The sequence below is a fragment of the Mesorhizobium sp. 01N446 genome, assembly GCF_056399285.1.
Genome location: NZ_JBFTRA010000001.1, coordinates 1,609,116 through 1,627,442, shown reverse-complemented (window position 1 = coordinate 1,627,442; position 18,327 = coordinate 1,609,116). Strand labels below are relative to the sequence as shown.

15 protein-coding genes are annotated in these 18,327 nt (G+C 63.8%); 4 read left to right on the top strand and 11 right to left on the bottom strand.

Going from position 1 to position 18,327, the window contains the following annotated elements; genetic code table 11:
- Positions 1-163: 163 nt before the first annotated feature.
- From AC1DPX_RS07895 to AC1DPX_RS07885, 3 genes are all read left to right on the top strand, one after another.
- A complete protein-coding gene (locus AC1DPX_RS07895; protein ID WP_477235628.1) occupies positions 164-340 on the top strand; it encodes a hypothetical protein in 177 nt (58 codons plus the stop codon).
- 131 nt (positions 341-471) lie between these two features.
- Positions 472-798, top strand: a complete 327-nt coding sequence (locus AC1DPX_RS07890) for a hypothetical protein (protein WP_202357566.1) — start codon at positions 472-474, stop codon at positions 796-798.
- 83 nt (positions 799-881) lie between these two features.
- Positions 882-1,127 carry a YMGG-like glycine zipper-containing protein gene (locus AC1DPX_RS07885; protein ID WP_019861598.1) on the top strand — a complete coding sequence of 82 codons (246 nt, stop codon included), beginning with the start codon at positions 882-884 and terminating at the stop codon, positions 1,125-1,127.
- Between the two features lie 98 nt (positions 1,128-1,225).
- On the opposite strand, the gene AC1DPX_RS07880 is transcribed toward AC1DPX_RS07885, so the two are convergent.
- From AC1DPX_RS07880 to xylF, 4 genes are all read right to left on the bottom strand, one after another.
- A complete protein-coding gene (locus AC1DPX_RS07880; protein ID WP_477235626.1) occupies positions 1,226-2,866 on the bottom strand; it encodes a CHASE domain-containing protein in 1,641 nt (546 codons plus the stop codon).
- A 154-nt stretch (positions 2,867-3,020) separates the two neighbouring features.
- Positions 3,021-3,845 carry an ATP-binding cassette domain-containing protein gene (locus AC1DPX_RS07875; protein ID WP_202357564.1) on the bottom strand — a complete coding sequence of 275 codons (825 nt, stop codon included), beginning with the start codon at positions 3,843-3,845 and terminating at the stop codon, positions 3,021-3,023.
- A gap of 14 nt (positions 3,846-3,859) precedes the next feature.
- The gene (locus AC1DPX_RS07870; protein WP_477235624.1) at positions 3,860-5,191 is read right to left on the bottom strand and encodes a sugar ABC transporter permease; all 1,332 of its coding nucleotides are present in this window, start codon (positions 5,189-5,191) and stop codon (positions 3,860-3,862) included.
- A gap of 145 nt (positions 5,192-5,336) precedes the next feature.
- A complete protein-coding gene (xylF, locus tag AC1DPX_RS07865; RefSeq protein WP_477235622.1) occupies positions 5,337-6,377 on the bottom strand; it encodes a D-xylose ABC transporter substrate-binding protein in 1,041 nt (346 codons plus the stop codon).
- Positions 6,378-6,646: 269 nt separating this feature from the next.
- On the opposite strand from xylF, the gene AC1DPX_RS07860 reads away from it, so the two are divergent.
- Entirely contained in the window at positions 6,647-7,897 is a 1,251-nt protein-coding gene (locus tag AC1DPX_RS07860; RefSeq protein ID WP_477235620.1) for an ROK family protein, read from the top strand.
- A gap of 12 nt (positions 7,898-7,909) precedes the next feature.
- Here the strand turns inward: AC1DPX_RS07860 and phoB are convergent, their stop codons facing one another.
- The 7 genes from phoB to AC1DPX_RS07825 form a co-directional block, all read right to left on the bottom strand.
- Positions 7,910-8,599 (bottom strand): phosphate regulon transcriptional regulator PhoB, encoded by a 690-nt coding sequence (gene phoB / locus AC1DPX_RS07855; RefSeq protein ID WP_010911896.1) that lies wholly within the window; start codon positions 8,597-8,599, stop codon positions 7,910-7,912.
- 19 nt (positions 8,600-8,618) lie between these two features.
- Positions 8,619-9,326, bottom strand: coding sequence for a phosphate signaling complex protein PhoU (gene phoU / locus AC1DPX_RS07850; protein WP_202357560.1), 708 nt, complete (start codon positions 9,324-9,326; stop codon positions 8,619-8,621).
- Positions 9,327-9,351: 25 nt separating this feature from the next.
- On the bottom strand, positions 9,352-10,155 hold the full coding sequence (gene pstB, locus AC1DPX_RS07845) for a phosphate ABC transporter ATP-binding protein PstB (protein WP_202357559.1): 804 nt from the start codon (positions 10,153-10,155) through the stop codon (positions 9,352-9,354).
- Positions 10,152-11,003: a phosphate ABC transporter permease PstA gene (gene pstA, locus AC1DPX_RS07840; protein WP_095201300.1), complete on the bottom strand. Its 852-nt coding sequence runs from the start codon at positions 11,001-11,003 to the stop codon at positions 10,152-10,154. Before pstA ends, pstB begins: the two co-directional genes overlap by 4 nt.
- A gap of 3 nt (positions 11,004-11,006) precedes the next feature.
- Positions 11,007-11,990, bottom strand: coding sequence for a phosphate ABC transporter permease subunit PstC (gene pstC, locus AC1DPX_RS07835; protein WP_202357558.1), 984 nt, complete (start codon positions 11,988-11,990; stop codon positions 11,007-11,009).
- Between the two features lie 66 nt (positions 11,991-12,056).
- On the bottom strand, positions 12,057-13,112 hold the full coding sequence (gene pstS / locus AC1DPX_RS07830; protein ID WP_202357557.1) for a phosphate ABC transporter substrate-binding protein PstS: 1,056 nt from the start codon (positions 13,110-13,112) through the stop codon (positions 12,057-12,059).
- Between the two features lie 533 nt (positions 13,113-13,645).
- A complete protein-coding gene (locus tag AC1DPX_RS07825; RefSeq protein ID WP_477235618.1) occupies positions 13,646-17,818 on the bottom strand; it encodes a response regulator in 4,173 nt (1,390 codons plus the stop codon).
- Between the last annotated feature and the right edge of the window lie 509 nt (positions 17,819-18,327).

Genomic DNA, 18,327 nt, shown 5'->3' with positions numbered 1-18,327 from the left:
TGATTTAGAGGCGGATTCATATCTTAGGTGGATCCCGCCTGACATCATCCGGCTCCGGCTGCAAGCAAAGATCCTTAACCGGCTGTTCACCATAGGAGCGGATGCTGTTTTACCCAGATACCGCTGCAATCCGCCAAGTCGCGGTACGGTGTGGGAGGAATGCTTGACGGTCGCCGACATGAACAGACTGGAACAGGCCGCCCGTGTTTCGATGGGCGAATTCCATGATCCAGAAGCATCCGCGGAACCGCTTACCTCGCCGCGTCACACATTGCTGTGGGGCATCGTCCTGGCGGCGGCCTCGACCATTCTCCTCATCGCGCTGTTCCAGCTGACCTGACCGAAATCCCCTGCTGGCGAGAGTGCGTGCCGTCAACCTCTTGCAGCGCCGGCATTATTCGCATGTCCCTTCGACCGCTCAGGAACTTTTGACCGTAATGGGCCGTTGTTGTGGCGAGAGGACATGTCGCCATGGAACACATCGCCGCATTGTTGCTTGTCATCGGCTGCAGCAACTCGATGACCGATTGTCGCGAGTTGCAGGTACCGGTGAGCATTTTCGAAACCGCCGACGAATGCACCGCCGAACGCCCCTTTGCCATGGGCGACGTGCAGGGACAGGCGCAGCATATCGTCGCCAGATGCCTTGCTGTCGATCCCGCGCTTGAGGATGACTACGATCAGGTCGTCTGGAATGTGCGTCCCGACGGCAGCCTCGACGCCTCTCTTGCCATTTCCAGCCTCGTCATGGCATCGAATGCAACACGCCCAGAAAAAGACTACCTTAGCCAACAATAAATTGGAGCAGCAAAGGCCGTTATTTCGTGCTAAATGGCTGCTGGAGCATACCAAAGTGTGGACACAAAGTGAGGAGTGACTCTATGCGGAAGATGATTATTGCCATGGTTGCGGTCGCCGCTCTCAGCGGCTGCACCTCGACCGAACAGGACGTGGTTGGCGGCGGCTTGATTGGCGCCGGTATCGGCGGTCTGGTCGGCGGCGGCAAGGGCGCGCTGATCGGTGCGGCCGTCGGTGCCGGTTCCGGCCTGCTGGTGCGCAACCTGCGCAATGGCTATTGCCAGTATCGCGATCATCGCGGCCGGATCTACACGGCACGCTGCAACTGATTCGGCGATAGTCGAAACTTCGATCCGGAGGCCGGTCCGCCGGCCTCCGGATTTTGCACGTATGGGCGTGCCATTGCTGTCAGCCTGACTGTTCGCCGTCAGCCTGTCAGCGGAATTCTGATTTCCACCTTCAGACCATCGGCCTGAAAATCGCGCTTGATCGTGCCGCGCAGTTCGCGCGTGACGTTGAGGTCGATCAGCTTGGTGCCGAATCCGGTCTCGGCCGGCGCCTCGACTTTTTTCTTCCCGGCCTCCAGCCAGTGCAGCGCCAGCGTCCGTTCCCGCCCGCGCCCTTCCACCAACCATTCGACCTTGAGCGCCCAGTCGCTCCTGAGCGAATTGGCGGAATTGCCGGCTTCGCCATATTTCAGCGCATTGGTCGCCAGCTCGTGGAAGGTCAGGCCGAGCGCCTGCGTCGTGGTCTCGTCGAGCAGCACCTCCGGTCCCGACAGCAATCCCTCGGGCAGATCCTTGCCGAACACCTGGCCAAGCTCGATGCGCAGCAGGTCGGCGAGATCGGCTTTCTGCCAGCGCGAGCGCGTCAGCATGTCCTGGGACGCCGCCATCGCCTGCAGCCTGGCCGAAAAAGACGCCGAAAACTCGTTGACGTCCGTCGCCCGCGACGCCGTCTGCCGCGCTATCGCCAGCACTCTTGTGATCGAATTCTTGATGCGATGCTTCATCTCCTGCAGCATCAGGTCTTTTTCGAGCAGGCTTTTTTCGGTCGTCTCGTGCAGGCGTGACGCCGCCTCATAGGCTCGCTCCTGGTAACGCGCCACCAGTGCGATGGCGCCCGCCGCGAGCAGGCCAAACAGCCCCAGCATCATCGGGATGGCGCGCGACGACGGCTGCGAGAAGGCGCTGGTCGGCCGGAACAGCACCGTCCATGGGCGGCCGGCCACCGTGATCTTGCGGGTGACGAGCAGCCGATCGCCAAAGGCCGAGGCAGGCGGCGTCTCCGACCGGAACAAGAGATTGCCGCTGTCCGCCGCGCCGTCATAGATCTCGGTGTTGACCGGCAGCAACGGCGCGCGGCTGAGTGCGATCTGGAACAGGTCGCGGGCCCGGAAGGCGGCGTAGAGAAAGCCCGCGGTCGAGGATCGCGATGCGTTGATGACCTCCGGCGCAGTCTCGACGTTGAGCCGCACGAAGACGAGGAAGCCGGGGAAGGTCTGCGTGGCACCTGTGCCCTGGCCCAGCTGCACCAGCCCGCTCGCGTGCTGCTGGTCATCGGCCATCGCCTGCTCGATCGCCGCGCGCCGCGCCGGTTCGCTGAACATGTCATAACCGATGCTGGCCTGGTTGGACGGATCCAGCGGCTCGAAGAGCACGATGGGCGCGCGCCAGGGCTGCGTGGTTCCAGGATAGATCGGATGGCTGACGCCAAAATCGTGGAGGATGTCGCGTTCGAGCGCCGCCTCGTCACCCGTCTTGACCAGCCCGAGGAACCCGATGCCGCGCAGGCCGGCGAAATTGTTGTCGACATCCAGCGCGTTGAAGAACGCCTTGAACTCTGTCTGCGAGATATCGCCATTGCGGGCGTCGAACAGGGCCTGAGTCGACCGCAGCAGCGACAGATGCAGGTCGATGCGGCTCTCGATCCGGTTGAGGGCATCGTCGGCGGCCGCTTCGAACTTGATGCGGGAGGCCTCCTGCGTCGCGAAATAGGCGAATCCCGCCATGGTCATGCTGATCAGCGCAACAGCGATGAACGCGACGATTGGAAAAAGCTTCTTCAACGGATGATGCGGCCCATGAGCAATACCGGACCTTTATGGGCAAGTCGTCAGGCCAATACAATGGCAAGGCCAAGCCATCGCGATCACTGGCATATCACGTGGGCGGCAACCGGCCATGCCGGTCAAGCCGATACCGGGCCGCCGGCGCGGGGCCTCAGGCGGCGATTTTCAGCGCGCCAGGCCCCGGAATGGCGCCCGGAGGACATTTGCCCAGGATGATCATGCCGAGCACCTCGTCCTGGGTGACATCGGTGGTGCGCGCAGTGCCGACGACCTGGCCGTTCTTCATCACGCAGACCCGATCGGCCAGTTCGAACACATCGTGGATGTCGTGGCTGATCAGGAAGATGCCGATGCCATCGGATTTGAGCTGCTTGACCAGTTCTCCCACCTGCGCCGTCTCCTGCGGACCAAGGGCAGCCGTCGGCTCGTCCATGATCAGGATGCGGGCGTTGAACAGGATCGCGCGCGCGATCGCCACCGACTGCCGCTGGCCGCCCGACAGCTTGATCACCGGCTCCTTGAAGCGCTGGAAGCGCGGATTGAGCCGCCCCATTACCTTGCGCGCCTCGGCCTCCATGGCAACGTCGTCGAGCGTGCCCCAGCCGGTCATCAACTCGCGGCCGAGGAACAGATTGGCGGCGGCGTCGACATTGTCGGCCAAAGCGAGCGTCTGGTAGATAGTCTCGATGCCGTATTTCTTGGCGTCGCGCGGGTTGGAGATCGAAGCCTCCTCGCCATTGACGAAGATCTGGCCGGCATCGCGCTTGTAGGCGCCGGACAGGATCTTGATCAGCGTCGATTTGCCGGCGCCGTTGTGGCCGAGCAGCGCCACGACCTCACCGGGGAAAAGATCGATCGAGGCATCGTCAACGGCGCGGATGCCGCCGAAGGCGATCGAGATGTTGCGCATGTCGATCAGCGGCGTGCCCGCGGCGGCATTTGTTGGGGCAGTTGCGGGAGCGATTTTGTCGGTCATGATCGTTTCTCCCCCTAAACCCGCTTGCGATAGACGGTGTCGAGCCACACGGCGATGACCAGCACGGCGCCGACGACGATGCTCTGCAGCGGCGAGTCGATGCCGAGCAGCACCATGCCCGACTGCAATGACTGCATCAGAAGCGCGCCCAGCATGGCGCCCATCACCGTGCCGGCGCCGCCGGCGAGCGACGTGCCGCCGATGACGGYGGCGGCGATGACCAGGAGCTCGTCCAGCGTGCCCAGCGCATTGGTCGACGCGTTAAGGCGTGCCGACGAGATCGCGGCGCTGATCGCGGCCAGCACGCCCATGATCATGAACACCTTCATGGTCACCCAGCGCGTGTTGATGCCGGCAAGTTCAGCCGCCTCCGGATTGCCGCCAATGGCAAAGACATAGCGGCCGAAACGCGTGCGCTTGGTGATGAAGGTCATGATGATGCCCACGGCCACCGCCATCAGCACCGGTATGGCAATGCCATGCGCGATGTACAGCCCGCCTTCGGGAACGGTGATGCCGTTCTGCTGGGCGTACTGGCGCACGATGCCGATCGGCCATGGATAGGAATTTGCGATCCAGACCGCGCCAAGGATAGCGGCGCAGGCAACCACGCCAAGCAAGGTCTCGGCCCAGACGGGGCGCAGCGGAAAGTGGAACCGCTTGCGCTGCGACCTGCCGTTGAGCAGCATGAAGGCGACCGCCACGCAGGCGACGACACCGACGATCCAGCTGGCGGTGGCGCCGATCGAGCCGCGTGGTCCGCCGCCCATCAGCTGGAAGGTTGTGTCGAGCGGCGCGACCGTGCGCCCGCTGGTGATCAGCCATGCCATGCCGCGCCAGACGAGCAGGCCGCCCAGCGTCACGATGAAGGCCGGAACCTCCATATAGGCGATGATGAAGCCCTGGAATGCGCCGATCAGGAGACCGAGCGCCACGCCGGCGGCCAGCGCGATGATCCAGAGCCAGGGATTTCCAAGCTGGAAACCGACGACGCGGATGAGGAATTCGGCCTGCGCCACGCCCATGATCATGCCGATCACGCCTTCGACGGATCCGACCGAGAGGTCGATGTTGCGCATGACGATGACCAGCACCATACCGGTCGCCATGATCGCGACCGACGAGGTCTGCACCGACAGGTTCCACAGATTGCGCGGCGTCAGGAAAAGCCCGCCCGACAGGATATGGATGCCGACCCAGATGATCAGCAGCGCGCCGACCATGCCGAGCATGCGCGTGTCGAGTTCGGTCGCCTTGAGGAACCGCCCAACGGCGCTGAGTTCGGATGCACGCGCCCTGTCCGCTGCAGTGCTGCCGACCGGTTGATTAGAGGTCGTGTCGGTCATGCTATCCTCCCACCGGTTTACCGTCTGGCGCGGGTGCCGGAACATGGATGCTATTTGCTTTCCGCGGTCATTTGAAGCGGGAAGCCCTTGGGAAAACGCCGCGGCTTTTGGGCCGCGGCGTCGATGTCGAACAATCTTGCGCCGTTTAGTTGCAGGCGGCGACGCTGCCGGCGGCGACGCCCGCGCAGACTTCGTCCTTCTTGATCCAGCCGGCGTCGATGACGACGTTGAGATTGTCCTTGGTGATGGCGACCGGGGTCAGGAACAGCGACTTGACGGTGTTGCCGCCAGGCGTCGTGAAGTCCTTCACACCGGCGATGTCGGTCATCTTCTTGCCGTCGGCCAGCTGCGAGGCGATCTCGGCGGCATTCTTGCCGAGTTCGCGCGCGTCCTTCCACACCGACACGGTCTGGGTGCCGAGCGCGATGCGGTTCAGCGCGGCATGGTCGCCGTCCTGGCCCGAAACCGGCACGGTGCCGGCAAGACCCTGCGCCGTCAGCGCCGCGACGACGCCGCCGGCGGTGCCGTCATTGGCCGCGACCACCGCGTCGACCTTGTTGTCGTTGGCGGTCAGGAACTGCTCCATGTTCTTCTGGGCGTTGGCGGGCAGCCAGCCGTCGGTATAGGCCTCGCCGACATTCTTGATCTTGCCGCTGTCGATGGCAGCCTTCAGCACTTCCATCGAGCCCGCGAACAGGAAGTCGGCATTCGGATCGGCGCCCGAGCCCTTGATGAAGACATAGTTGCCTTCCGGCTTGGCCTTGAACACCGCGCTCGCCTGCATGCGACCGACTTCCTTGTTGTCGAAGGTCAGGTAGAAGACGTCCTTGTTCTCGATCAGGCGGTCATAGCCGACGACCGGAATGCCTTCGTCCAGCGCCTTCTGCACGGCCGGGCCGATGGCCGAGGCATCCTGCGCCAGGATGATCAGCGAATTGGCGCCCTGCGAGATCAGGCTTTCGACATCGGTGAGCTGCTTTCCGGGATTGGACTGCGCGTCAGCGGAAATGTACTTGTCGCCGGCGGCCTCGATGGCCTTCTTCATGGCGGCCTCGTCGGTCTTCCAGCGCTCTTCCTGGAAGTTGGACCACGAAACGCCGATGACCTTGTCCTTCGCCTGCGCGACCGACGCAAGCGTCAGCGACATGGCGACACCCGCCAGGATGGCGGTTGTGAATCTCTTCATAATATTCCTCCCTGCGCCGCGTATGGCGCGACCAAACTGGCCCTAAGGCCGGCACAGAGGCTCTATTTTTTCGAGCCTCGAAAAAACACTGGTCTAACACCGGAACGCTGTCAACAACGATTCTGATGGATTTTGATGCCCTTCCGAATTTTTTTCGAGCCTCGGAATAAATAAATGACAGGACGGGCCGCTTCTGCCAGTATTTGACCGTGTCGCGCGGCATTCGAGGGACCGGAGGAGCCGCGGCGACCGGGAGGATATGGAAAAACATGTCGGTCGGAATCCGTCACGACGATCTGCGCCGGCGCAACCGCGCCATGGTGATCGCGGCCGTGCGCCGGGCCGGCCGGCCTTCGCGCACCGAGATCGCGGCGACCACCGGCCTCAGCCATTCGACCATATCGGCGATTTCCTCCGACCTGATCGGTGAAGGCATCCTGGCCGAGGGCAAGCCGAGCGAGGCCGGCGCGCTCAAACGCGGCAGGCCGCAGGTCGGCCTTGGCCTCAACCCGGAGGCCGCGGCTGTCATGACCGTGGTGCTGTCGCTGAATTTCCTCTCCGTCGCCGTCATCGACTATGCCGGCCAGGTGATATCGGAGGAACAGCGCCGGCTGGACACGCTGACCATGTCGCGCGAAGCGCTGATCGGCGAATGCACGGCAATCGTGCGACGGCGGCTCGAGGATCCCGACATCGATGTGCGCAGCGTCGCCCGCATCGCGCTGGCGATCCAGGGCATCACCGACACCGAAGCCCGGGCGATGCTCTGGTCGCCGATCACGCCGCAGACCGACATCGCCTTCGCCGACATACTCGAAGCCGAGTTCGGCATCCCCGCCACCATGGAAAACGACTGCAACATGATGGCCGTGGCGCTGCGCTGGCGCGATCCCGAGCGCTACCGCGACGACTTCATTGCCATCCTTTTGTCGCACGGCATCGGCATGGGCCTGGTGCTGAAGGGCGAGCTCTTCACCGGCACCCATTCCTCGGGCGGCGAATTCGGCCACATGATCCATCGGCCGGGCGGCGCGCTCTGCCGCTGCGGCCGCCGTGGCTGCGTCGAGGCTTATGCCGGCAACTATGCCATCTGGCGCAACGCCAGGCAGCTCAGCGAGGACACCGAGCCGGTGGCCGATGTCAGCGACGCGCAGATGCGGGCATTGGCCGCCACGGCACGCGAACGGGACGGGCCCGAGCGCGAAGCCTACCGCAAGGCCGGCGAGGCACTTGGCTACGGCCTCGGCAGCCTGTTCGCGCTGATCGATCCCGCGCCCGTCGCCATGGTCGGCGTCAGCGCCGCCGCCTTCGACCTGATCGAGCCGGCACTGCGCGAGGCGATCGCCCAGACCGCTGGCGGCCAGCACTCGAAATCGATCTCCTTCGACACCGAGCCGAACGAGCTGCCGCTGATCCGCGAAGGCTGTGCCATGCGCGCGCTGACCTTCGTCGACCAGGAGATTTTCGCGCCGGGCGTGCAAACGAAAGCGGGCCTTGCCGCCAAGAAAAACGTCGCCTGAATCAGGTCGCTTTCAATCTTCCCTGATCGCGTAGCCAGCGCCGCGAATGGTGCGGATGACATCCGGCATGCGGCCATTGTTGACCGCCTTGCGCAGCCGGCCGACATGCACGTCGACAGTGCGTTCGTCGATGTAGATCGTCTCGCCCCAGACATTGTCGAGCAGTTGGCTGCGCGAGAACACGCGGCCGGGGTGGCGCATCATGAATTCGAGCAGGCGGAATTCGGTCGGTCCGAGCCGGATCTCGCTCTTCTTGCGATAGACCCGGTGCGATTCGCGGTCGAGCACGATGTCGCCGACCTTGAGCACGCTGGACAGCACTTCCGGCTTGGCGCGGCGCAGCAGCGCCTTGACGCGAGCCATGAATTCCGGCGTCGAGAACGGCTTGACCAGATAGTCGTCGGCGCCGGTGGACAGCCCACGCACACGGTCGCTTTCTTCGCCCCGTGCGGTCAGCATGATGATCGGCAGCCGCTCGGTCTCGGGCCGCATCCGCAGGCGCCGGCAGAGTTCGATGCCGGACACCGCCGGCACCATCCAGTCGAGCACCAGGAGGTCGGGCACGTTCTCCTGCAGGCGGATTTCGGCTTCATCGCCGCGTGTCACCACCTCGACCTGATAACCCTCCGATTCCAGATTGTAGCGGAGGAGCACGCCGAGCGGCTCCTCGTCCTCCACCACCATGATGCGTGGTGCGATCATCGCTTGGTTACCCCTGCGCTCAGGCCGCCGGCGCCGACATCGCCGTCTCGTCCTGCTTTGGACGGTTGGCGGGCAGTTGCGTGCCGGTCAGGACATAGTACGCGTTCTCGGCGATGTTGGTCACATGGTCGCCGATGCGTTCGAGATTCTTGGCGCAGAACAACAGATGCGTGCAGGCCGTGATGTTGCGCGGATCCTCCATCATGTAGGTCAGCAGTTCGCGGAAGACGGAGGTGTATTTGACGTCGATGCGTTCGTCGTCGGCGCGCAGCTTCGCCAGTGCGGCGGCATCGCGCGCCGCATATTCCTCGATCACGCCCTGCACCTGGATCAGCACCAGCTGCGCCATGGCGTCGATGGAATGCGACAGGTCGCGCGGCGTGGAGCTGAGGCCGACGGTGCCGACGCGCTTGGCAATGTTCTTGGCAAGGTCGCCGATGCGTTCGAGATCACCGGCCATGCGGATCGAGCCGACGACATGACGCAGATCGTCGGCCATAGGCTGGCGCTTGGCGATCAGCGTGATGGCGCGGTCGTCGAGCTCGCGCTGGCGCGCATCCATGATGGCGTCGTCGGAGACCACGCGCTGGGCGAGCGCATTGTCGGAATTCAGCAGCGCCTTGGTGGCGCCGCCGACCATCGAGCCGGCGAGGTCGCCCATGTCGCTGATCAGCCTGCTGATCTGTCCGAGATCCTCGTCGAAGGCTGCGACTGTGTGTTCGGCCATGATCCTGGTCCTCGTATGCGTGCGATCAGCCGAAGCGGCCGGTGATGTAGTCTTGCGTGCGCTTCTCGCGAGGCGACGTGAAGATCTTCTCGGTTTTGTCGAATTCGACCAGTTCGCCCAGATACATGAAGGCCGTCTGCTTCGACACGCGCGCGGCCTGCTGCATGTTGTGGGTGACGATGACGATCGTGTAGTCGGCCTGCAGCTCGTCGATCAGTTCCTCGATCTTGGCGGTCGACAGCGGGTCGAGCGCCGAGGCCGGCTCGTCGAGCAGGATGACTTCCGGCTTCACCGCCACGGTGCGAGCGATGCACAGCCGCTGCTGCTGGCCGCCCGACAGGCTGAGGCCGCTGGCGTTGAGCTTGTCCTTGACCTCGGTCCACAGCGCCGCGCGCTTCAGCGCCTGCTCGACACGGCCGTCCATTTCGGCCTTGCTGATCTTCTCATAGAGCCTGACGCCGAAAGCGATGTTCTCGTAGATCGACATCGGGAACGGTGTCGGCTTCTGGAACACCATGCCGATCTTGGTGCGCAGCAGGTTGAGATCCTGCGAGCGGTCGAGAATGTTCTGGCCGTCGAGCAGCACCTGGCCCTCGGCGGTCTGCTTGGGATAGAGCTCGTAGATGCGGTTGAAGACGCGCAGCAGCGTCGACTTTCCGCAACCCGAAGGGCCGATGAAGGCGGTGACGCTGCGCTCGGGCAGCGACAGCGTGATGTCCTTCAGCGCCTTCGACTGGCCGTAGTAGAAGTTGAGGTTCTTGACCTCGATCTTGGCCTTGGTCACCGCCTCGGCGGCGATCGTCATGTCTGGAGACAACATCTGGCTCATTTGTCCTCTCTGCGTCCGGTCAGGCTGCGCGCAAAGATGCTGAGCGCGAGAACCGTCAATGTGATGATGAGTGCGCCGGTCCAGGCCAGCTGCTGCCATTCCTCATAGGGACTGAGAGCGAACTGGAAGATGGTGACAGGCAGGCTGGCCATCGGCGCGTTTAGATTGCTCGACCAGAACTGGTTGTTCAGCGCCGTGAAAAGAAGCGGTGCGGTCTCGCCGGAGATGCGCGCGATCGCCAGCAATATGCCGGTGACGATGCCCGAAAGCGCGGCGCGATAGGCAACCGAGCGGATGACCACCCAGCGCGGCGCGCCGATCGCGGTGCCGGCTTCGCGCAAGGCGTTCGGCACCAGGTTGAGCATGTCCTCGGTGGTGCGCACGACGACGGGGATGACCAGGATGGCAAGTGCCACGGCACCGGCGATCGCCGAGAAATGCCCCATCGGCCGCACCATCAGCTCATAGACGAACAGTCCGATGATGATCGACGGCGCCGACAGAAGAATGTCGTTGATGAAGCGCACCACCGTGGTGAGCTTCGAGAAGCGGCCGTATTCGGCCATGTAGGTGCCGGCCAGCACGCCGATCGGCGTGCCGACGATGATGCCGATGATGGTCATCACGATGCTGCCGTAGATCGCGTTGAGCAGGCCGCCGGCATCGCCGGGCGGCGGCGTCATTTCCGTGAAGACCGAGAGCGAGACGCCGGCCAGGCCCTTGTAGAGCAAGGCGCCAAGGATCAGCGCCAGCCAGGCAAGGCCGATGCCGGCCGCGACGACGCACAGCGTCATCATCACGCCATTCTTGCGCTTGCGGCTTTGGTGAAGCGATGCGGCTGTCGACATCGGTCAGGCTCCCGTGCGGGCATCGATGCGCATCAGCATGTAGCGTGCGATGGCAAGGATCAGGAAGGTGATAACGAACAGGATCAGGCCGAGCGCGACCAGCGAGGAGGTGTAGAGATCGCCGACGGCTTCGGTGAATTCGTTGGCGATCGTCGCCGAGATGGTCGTTGCCGGCGCGAACAGCGACGTCGAGATGCGGTGCGCGTTGCCGATGACGAAGGTCACCGCCATGGTCTCGCCGAGCGCGCGGCCCAGAGCCAGCATGACGCCGCCCATGATGCCGATGCGGGTATAGGGAATGACGACCCGGCGCGTGACCTCCCAGGTCGTGCAGCCGATGCCATAGGCCGATTCCTTCAGCACCGACGGCACCGTATCGAAGACGTCCTTGGTGATCGAGGTGATGAACGGCAGGATCATGATGGCCAGAATCATCGCCGAGGTCAGCAGGCCGATACCATAGGGGGGACCGGCGAACAGGCCGTTGAGGCCCGGAACGCCGTGGAACACGCTGATGATGAAGGGCTGCACCGTCGTCTGCAGGAACGGCGCCAGCACGAACAGGCCCCAGATGCCGTAGATGATCGACGGGATGCCGGCCAGCAATTCCACCGCCATGCCGATCGGGCGCCGCAGCGGGCGCGGGCAAAGCTCGGTGAGAAAGATGGCGATGCCGATGCCGAGCGGCACGGCGATCAGGATGGCGATGGCCGAGGTGATGATGGTGCCGTAGATCGGCGCCAGCGCACCGAACTTCTCCGTCACCGGGTTCCAGCTTTCGCTGGTCAGGAAGGAGAAGCCGAAGGTCGACAGGGCTTGCCAGGAACCGGCTACCAGCGAGATCGCTACGCCGCCGAGCAGGACCAGCACCAATATGGCAGCGGCGCGGGTCATTCCGTGGAAGATCGAATCGGTCAGCGCGAACCGTCGAACGGTGGCGTCGCGCGAACTTCTAACGGCTGGCAAGGCTTCCTGGACAGCGCTCATGTCAAGCTCGGCTCTTTCAGTTGAAGGAAAAGGAGCGCCGCGGGCGCGGCGCTCCTTTGGAGGATATCACTCGCCGGCGTAGACGGGCTTGCCGCCGGCCTGGATGTCGGCCTTCCAAGAAGCCTTGATCAGGTCGACGACGCTGTCGGGGATCGAGACATAGTCGAGCGCCTTGGCGGTTTCCTTGCCGTCCTTGTAGGCCCAGGCAAAGAACTTCAGGGCTTCGCCGGTGGCAGCGGCATCATCCGGAGCTTTGTGGATCAGGACCCAGGTCGAGGCAGCGATCGGCCAGGTGGTGTCGCCGGGCTCGTTGGTGATGATGACGTTGAAGTTCTTGGCAGTCTTGAAGTCGGCATTCGAAGCGGCAGCGCCGAAGGACTCCAGCGACGGCTCGACGACCTTGCCGGCTGCATTCAGCATCTTGGAGTAGGACAGGTTGTTCTGCTTGGCATAGGCGTATTCGACGTAGCCGATGCCGCCATCCGTCTGCTTGACGGTGTTGGCAACGCCTTCGCTGCCCTTGGCGCCGACGCCCGTCGGCCATTCGACGGCGGTGTCCGAACCAACCTTGTCCTTCCAGTCGGGCGAGAGCTTCACCAGATAGTTGGTGAAGTTGAAGGTGGTGCCCGAGCCGTCCGAACGATGCACGACGGCGATCGCGGTCGACGGCAGGGTGAGGCTGGGGTTCAGCGCCTTGATAGCGGCATCGTCCCAGGTGGTGATGGCGCCGAGGTAGATCTGGGCGAGCGTCTTGCCGTCGAGGACCAGTTCGCCCGGCTTCACGCCCTGGAGGTTGACGATCGGCACGATGCCGCCCATCACCATCGGGAACTGCACGAGGCCGTTCTTTTCCAGATCGGCATCGGACATCGGCTTGTCGGTGGCGCCGAAGGTCACGGTCTTGGCGATGACCTGCTTGATGCCGCCGCCGGAGCCGATCGACTGGTAGTTGAGGCCGATGCCGGTGTCCTTCTTGTAGGTGTCGGCCCACTTGGCGAACACCGGATAGATGAAGGTCGAGCCCGCGCCGGAAAGGTCAGCTGCGATGGCTGCGGAAAGGGTGAAGGTAGACGCTGTAGCCATTGCGATCGCAACGGCCGCCGAGCGGATGAAATGTCTCATGTGGCCTGCTCCTGTTCGGAAGATGGTCTCTCGGCGCCATTCCTAAGCAGCGCCCGCTGAGGCCAATAGCGATGGATTATAACAGTCGCATGACAGTTTCGTGTCAGCCCGGTAACGCGTCGCCGGCACTGGAAAAGGTGGTGGCGTCGGATGGCCGTGACCTGATCCGAGTTTGCGCCCGAAATCAGGGGCTTGAGCCATCCACCGGCCGGAGCCGCCGCCGGATTCGACGGGGCTTTCTCGGATGAAGAAAATCCGGGCGGGAGCGCGTTGCTCAAGGCCAGAGCGTGTCATGGCCGGGCCATCGCCAAAAACAGGTCCGTTGGGGTAGGTTGACGCTGTTTGTTGCCGGCGGTCGCTGCTCCCGCCCGTAACTGCAAGGGCGGAATTCGATTTAGCTATTGTCCCGGCTCGGCGCCGCCTTTGGTATGGTGCGATCGCACCATAGGCATTGCACGCAGGGGTAGCAGCATTATTCGCGATTGATTCTCCCGGTCTGGTCCCTTCGGGCCTTGGAGCCGGACGACGCCCTGCTATCCCGCGTTACGCTGGACCTGGCGGCCGGAGCCGATCCAGCGCTCGACCTTCTCCAGGAGGGCCCTGGGACTGATCGGCTTGGGCAGATAATCGTCCATGCCCGCCTCCAGGCAGCGTTCGCGATCGCCCTTGAGCGCATGCGCGGTCACGCCGACGATCGGCACATGCGTGCCGGTTTCATGCTCCAGCTGGCGGATCGCGGCGGTCGCCTCGAGCCCGCTCATTTCCGGCATCGAGACATCCATGAGGATCATGCCCGGATTGAGCTTGCTGAAAGCCTCGAGCGCCTTGCGGCCATTGCCGACGATCTCGAAACCGTAGCCGGTCTCGCCAAGGATCTGGGTGAAGACCATCTGGTTCACCTCATTGTCCTCGGCCACCAGGATGTCCAGCTTGTGTCCGTCGCCGCCAGTGGCGGGCAACCTGGGCCGAATCGGCGGCGGCTGCAGTTGAGCGCGCTGTTCGGCCGGCGCCAGCGGCGGCTGGGGAGCATCGGGCCTTCCGGTTGCAAGCGGCTGCACGGCGTCGCTGTCCGTGGCGTGGCGATGGCGCTGGATGGTCGCCACCAGCGTCTCCAGGAGCACCGAGGAGCGCGCCGGCTTGATCAGCTGGGCGTCGATGCCGAGATCGCGGTAGCTGGTGTTGGCGAGCGACTGGTCGACCGAGGTCAGCATGATGATAGGCGTGTCGGCGAGGCCTTCGGTGGTGCGCACGATGCGCGCCATTTCGGCACCGCTCATCTCGGGCATCTGGTAGTCGAGCACGACGCAATCCACGGGCACGCCGTAGGCGGCGGCCGCGATCAGCACCTTGAGGCCCTCCGCGCCGCTTTCGGCCGCGCAGGAATCGAACGTCCACGAGGTCATCTGCTCGGTCAGGATGGCACGGTTGACGGCATTGTCGTCGACGATCAGCACGCGCGCGCCCGTCACGTCCACCGGCATGATGCGCTGCCCGTTCTGCTGTCCGGCCCTGGGCAGCGTCACGGTGAACCAGAAGGTCGAGCCCTTGCCCTCGGCGCTCTCGACACCGATGGTGCCGCCCATCAGCTCCACCAGCCGTGAGGTGATGGCGAGGCCAAGCCCGGTGCCCTCGTGCCGCCGTGTCGAGGAGGTGTCGACCTGGCTGAACTTTTCGAACACCAGTTTCAGTTTTTCCTCGGGGATGCCGATCCCGGTGTCGGTGACCGAGATCGTCAGCCTGGTTCCGGTCGGCACCCTCTCGCCGGTCACGTCGACCAGCACATGGCCTTCGTCGGTGAACTTGACCGCATTGCCGACGAGGTTGGTGACGATCTGCCGGATGCGGCCGACATCGCCGATGAACAGGCTTTCGAGCCTCGGCTCGACGCGCACGATGAGCTCGAGGTCCTTTTCCTTGGCGCGGGTCGACACCAGCGTCGCCACGTCCTCGATCGCCTCGGCAAGGTTGAAGGGCGCCGGGTCGAGCACCATCTGGCCGGCATCGATCTTGGAGAAATCCAGGATGTCGTTGATGATGGTCAGCAGCGCATTGCCCGACTTGACGATGATGTCGGTGAACGTCTTCTGCTTGGGATCGAGATTGGATTTGGCCAGCAGTTCCSCCATGCCCAGCACACCGTTCATCGGCGTGCGGATCTCATGGCTCATATTGGCGAGGAATTCGGACTTGGCGCGGTCGGCGAGCACGGCGCGCTGGCGCGCCTCGCTGAGCTCCGCCTCGCGCAGCTTCAGCTCCGTTATGTCAGTGGTCGATCCGATCAGGTAGAGCGAACCGTCCGACGCGATCATCGCGCCCTTGCGCGCGAACTGATGCCTGACGCTGCCGTCGGCAAGCCRCACCGTCTCCTCGACCTCCTGGGTGTCGCCGGTGCGCAGCACGGCCAGATCGCCGGCCACGAACGCCTCGCCGTCCTCCCCGAAAATCTCTATGTCAGTCTTGCCGATCGCGTCTTCCCTGCTGAGGCCGGTCAGATCGCACCAGCCCTTGTTGACATAGAACTGCCTGAGATCGGAGCGCTTGGCATAGATCGACACCGGTACATTGTCGATCAGGCTGCGGAACACTTCGTTCTCGCGCATGCTCTCTTCCAGAGCCTTCTCGCGCGCCTTTACGTCGGTGATGTCGGTGCTGGAACCGACCAGATGCACCGAACCGTCTATCGCCACCAGCCGGCTCTTGCGCGTCATCAACTGCCGCACCGTGCCGTCGCGATGGGTGACGGGCTCCTCGACCTCAAGGCCCTTGCCGGTTACGACGACCTGGGTGTCGTCATTGCTGTAGCTTTCCGCGTCCTGCGTGCCAAACAGCTCACGGTCGGTCCGGCCGATGACGTCTTCCTTGGCGATGCCGGTCAGCGCGCACCAGGCCTTGTTGACGAATTCGATGCTGAGGTCCTGCGCCTTGATGAAGGCGGCTACCGGCAACTCGTCCATGACGTGACGGAAGAGATCGATCTGTCGCATCGAGTCGCGCAGCGCCGCCTCGCGGCTCTTGATGTCGGAGATGTCGACGCGCACACCGATGAACGTCCCGTCATCGGTGCGCATGTCGTAGACCTGGTACCAGCGTCCATCGGCATTGAGGCGCTCATAGGAGGAATTCGGCAAGCGATAACGCGCCAGCATGGAGTCGAGCCAGCGTTCGGGTTCGACCTCGTACAGCCTGTCGATCCCGGCATCGCCGCTCGAGCGGAAATAGCCGACCGACCGACCGAATTCCAACGCCTCGCGGAAGCTGCACCCGGGCTGCCAGAAGGGCTTCAGCGCCGGCAGCGTGTCCTGCAGCTTGCGGTTGGCGAAGACGAACTTGTCGTCGCGGTCGTAGATGATGACCCCGGCCGGCAGCGATTCCAGCACGCTGGCGAGATGCTTGCGCGCGTCCTGGGCCTCGGTCTCACGCCCCTTCATGTCGGTGACGTCGACATAGGAGATGAGCCGCTTGCCACCGGGCAGCGGCGCCAGCGATGCGACAAGCGTGCGCCCGTCATTGTGCGGCAATTGTCTGGAGCCGGCGACGCCCGCCCGGATTTCGGCTTCGCGCTCGGCGGTATGACGTTGCCAGGCGACGTCATCGGCGCCGTAAGGGTCAATGGCGCGGCTCGCTTCCATCAGCTCGCGAAAGGCCGAGCCGATCCCGGCGCGGCCTGGATCGATCCTCCAGAAATCATAGAAGGCGCGATTGATGACTTCGGCGCGCATATCGGCATCGAGGACGAGAACCCCGATCGGCATCTCGTCGACCATGGTGCGCAGATTGACGAAGGTCTCGGCGATCTTGGCGTTGGCGTTTTCGATCTCGGCATCACGATGCTTGAGTTCGGTGACCTCATAATAGGTCAAGAGCCGCTTGCCGCCGGACAGCGCCGTCACGGAGAACATCATCGTCCTGCCGCTGGCATGGACAAATTCGCGAGGCGCGACCGAGCCGGCGCGAATCTCATCGATACGGCTGGCGAAGTAGCGCTGCCACTGTTGTTCGTCGATGTCGCCATAGATGCCGTTGCGGCGGTTGAGTTCCATCAACCGGCTGAACGGGGCGCCGACGGTCACGGCCCCGTCTGGAATGCTGGACAGCTCGCGATAGGCCTTGTTGACGATCAGCGTGTCGAGCTTGGCATCGAGAAGCACGACGCCCATGTGCATGGCGTCCATCGTCCGTTCGAGATCGGCAAGATGCCGGTCGGGTTCGTTGACCGACAACGGGTTTTGCTCGATGGTTTCGAAGGCGCTGGCCATTGCGGTGACGTTGCGGCCTATGCCGCGGTAGCCGGCGAATTTTCCTTCATTGTCGAACCGTGGGAAGCCTGAGGTCAGCACCCAGCGGCAGTCGGGGCGGCCTCCCTTCAGTTCGTAGACGAAGTCGCGGAACGGCCGTCGCGCCTGCAAATCTTCAAGATGCGCCGCCGCGCTGTGATTGCCCTTCAAGACCTGGTTGAGGAAATCGAAGCGGAACCGGCCCAGCACATCGGCCGGATCGCTACCGGTGGCCGCCTGGTAGGAGGATGAAAGCCAGGAGAACCGCAGTTCGGCGTCGGTCTCCCAGACCCAGTCCGAGCCTGCCTCGAGCAGTTGGCGAAGCGCGTCGGGCGAGCCCATGTCCGCGCTTGGCGGCGCGTCGCCGCGATACACCGGCTCTCCGGGCCCGCGCTTGCCGCGCGCGCCGATTGCTTCGTCCGCTTCCGCCATCCTGTCCCCACCCCGAAAATCAAGGCCGAACCCTCCCTCCGCGGTTCGTCGGCGGAATGTGCCCGAGAAGCATTAACGATCCGCTAACCTTAACGGCGCAACCAGCACGCTCCTCCTGCGTTATTCAGTCCGGTTGTCGGGCGGGCCAAGGCCGCGCTATAAGCCCGCGCAGGGGTGTTGCTAATGTATCGACGGATAGGGCCTTTCTTGCTGGGCGTGGCGCTGCTTTTCGGCAGCGGCTGTTCGCGCAGCTATGACGGCACGGTGATCATCCCGCGGCCGCTCGACGCCAGGCGCTTCTGGGACCGGCCGCCACCCAATGTCGACTACGCACCGCAGGCCGATAATGGCGCCTTTCCGGTGTCGCCGCAGCCGCCTACAAGATTTTCCGAAAGCAGGGTTTCGAAGCCTGCCAGGCACAGACGCCATCAGACTCGGTTTTCAGCGCCGCCTCCCTCGCCCTCGGAGCCGGAAAAGCAATTGGCATGCAAGAACGTGAGCGCGCCAGG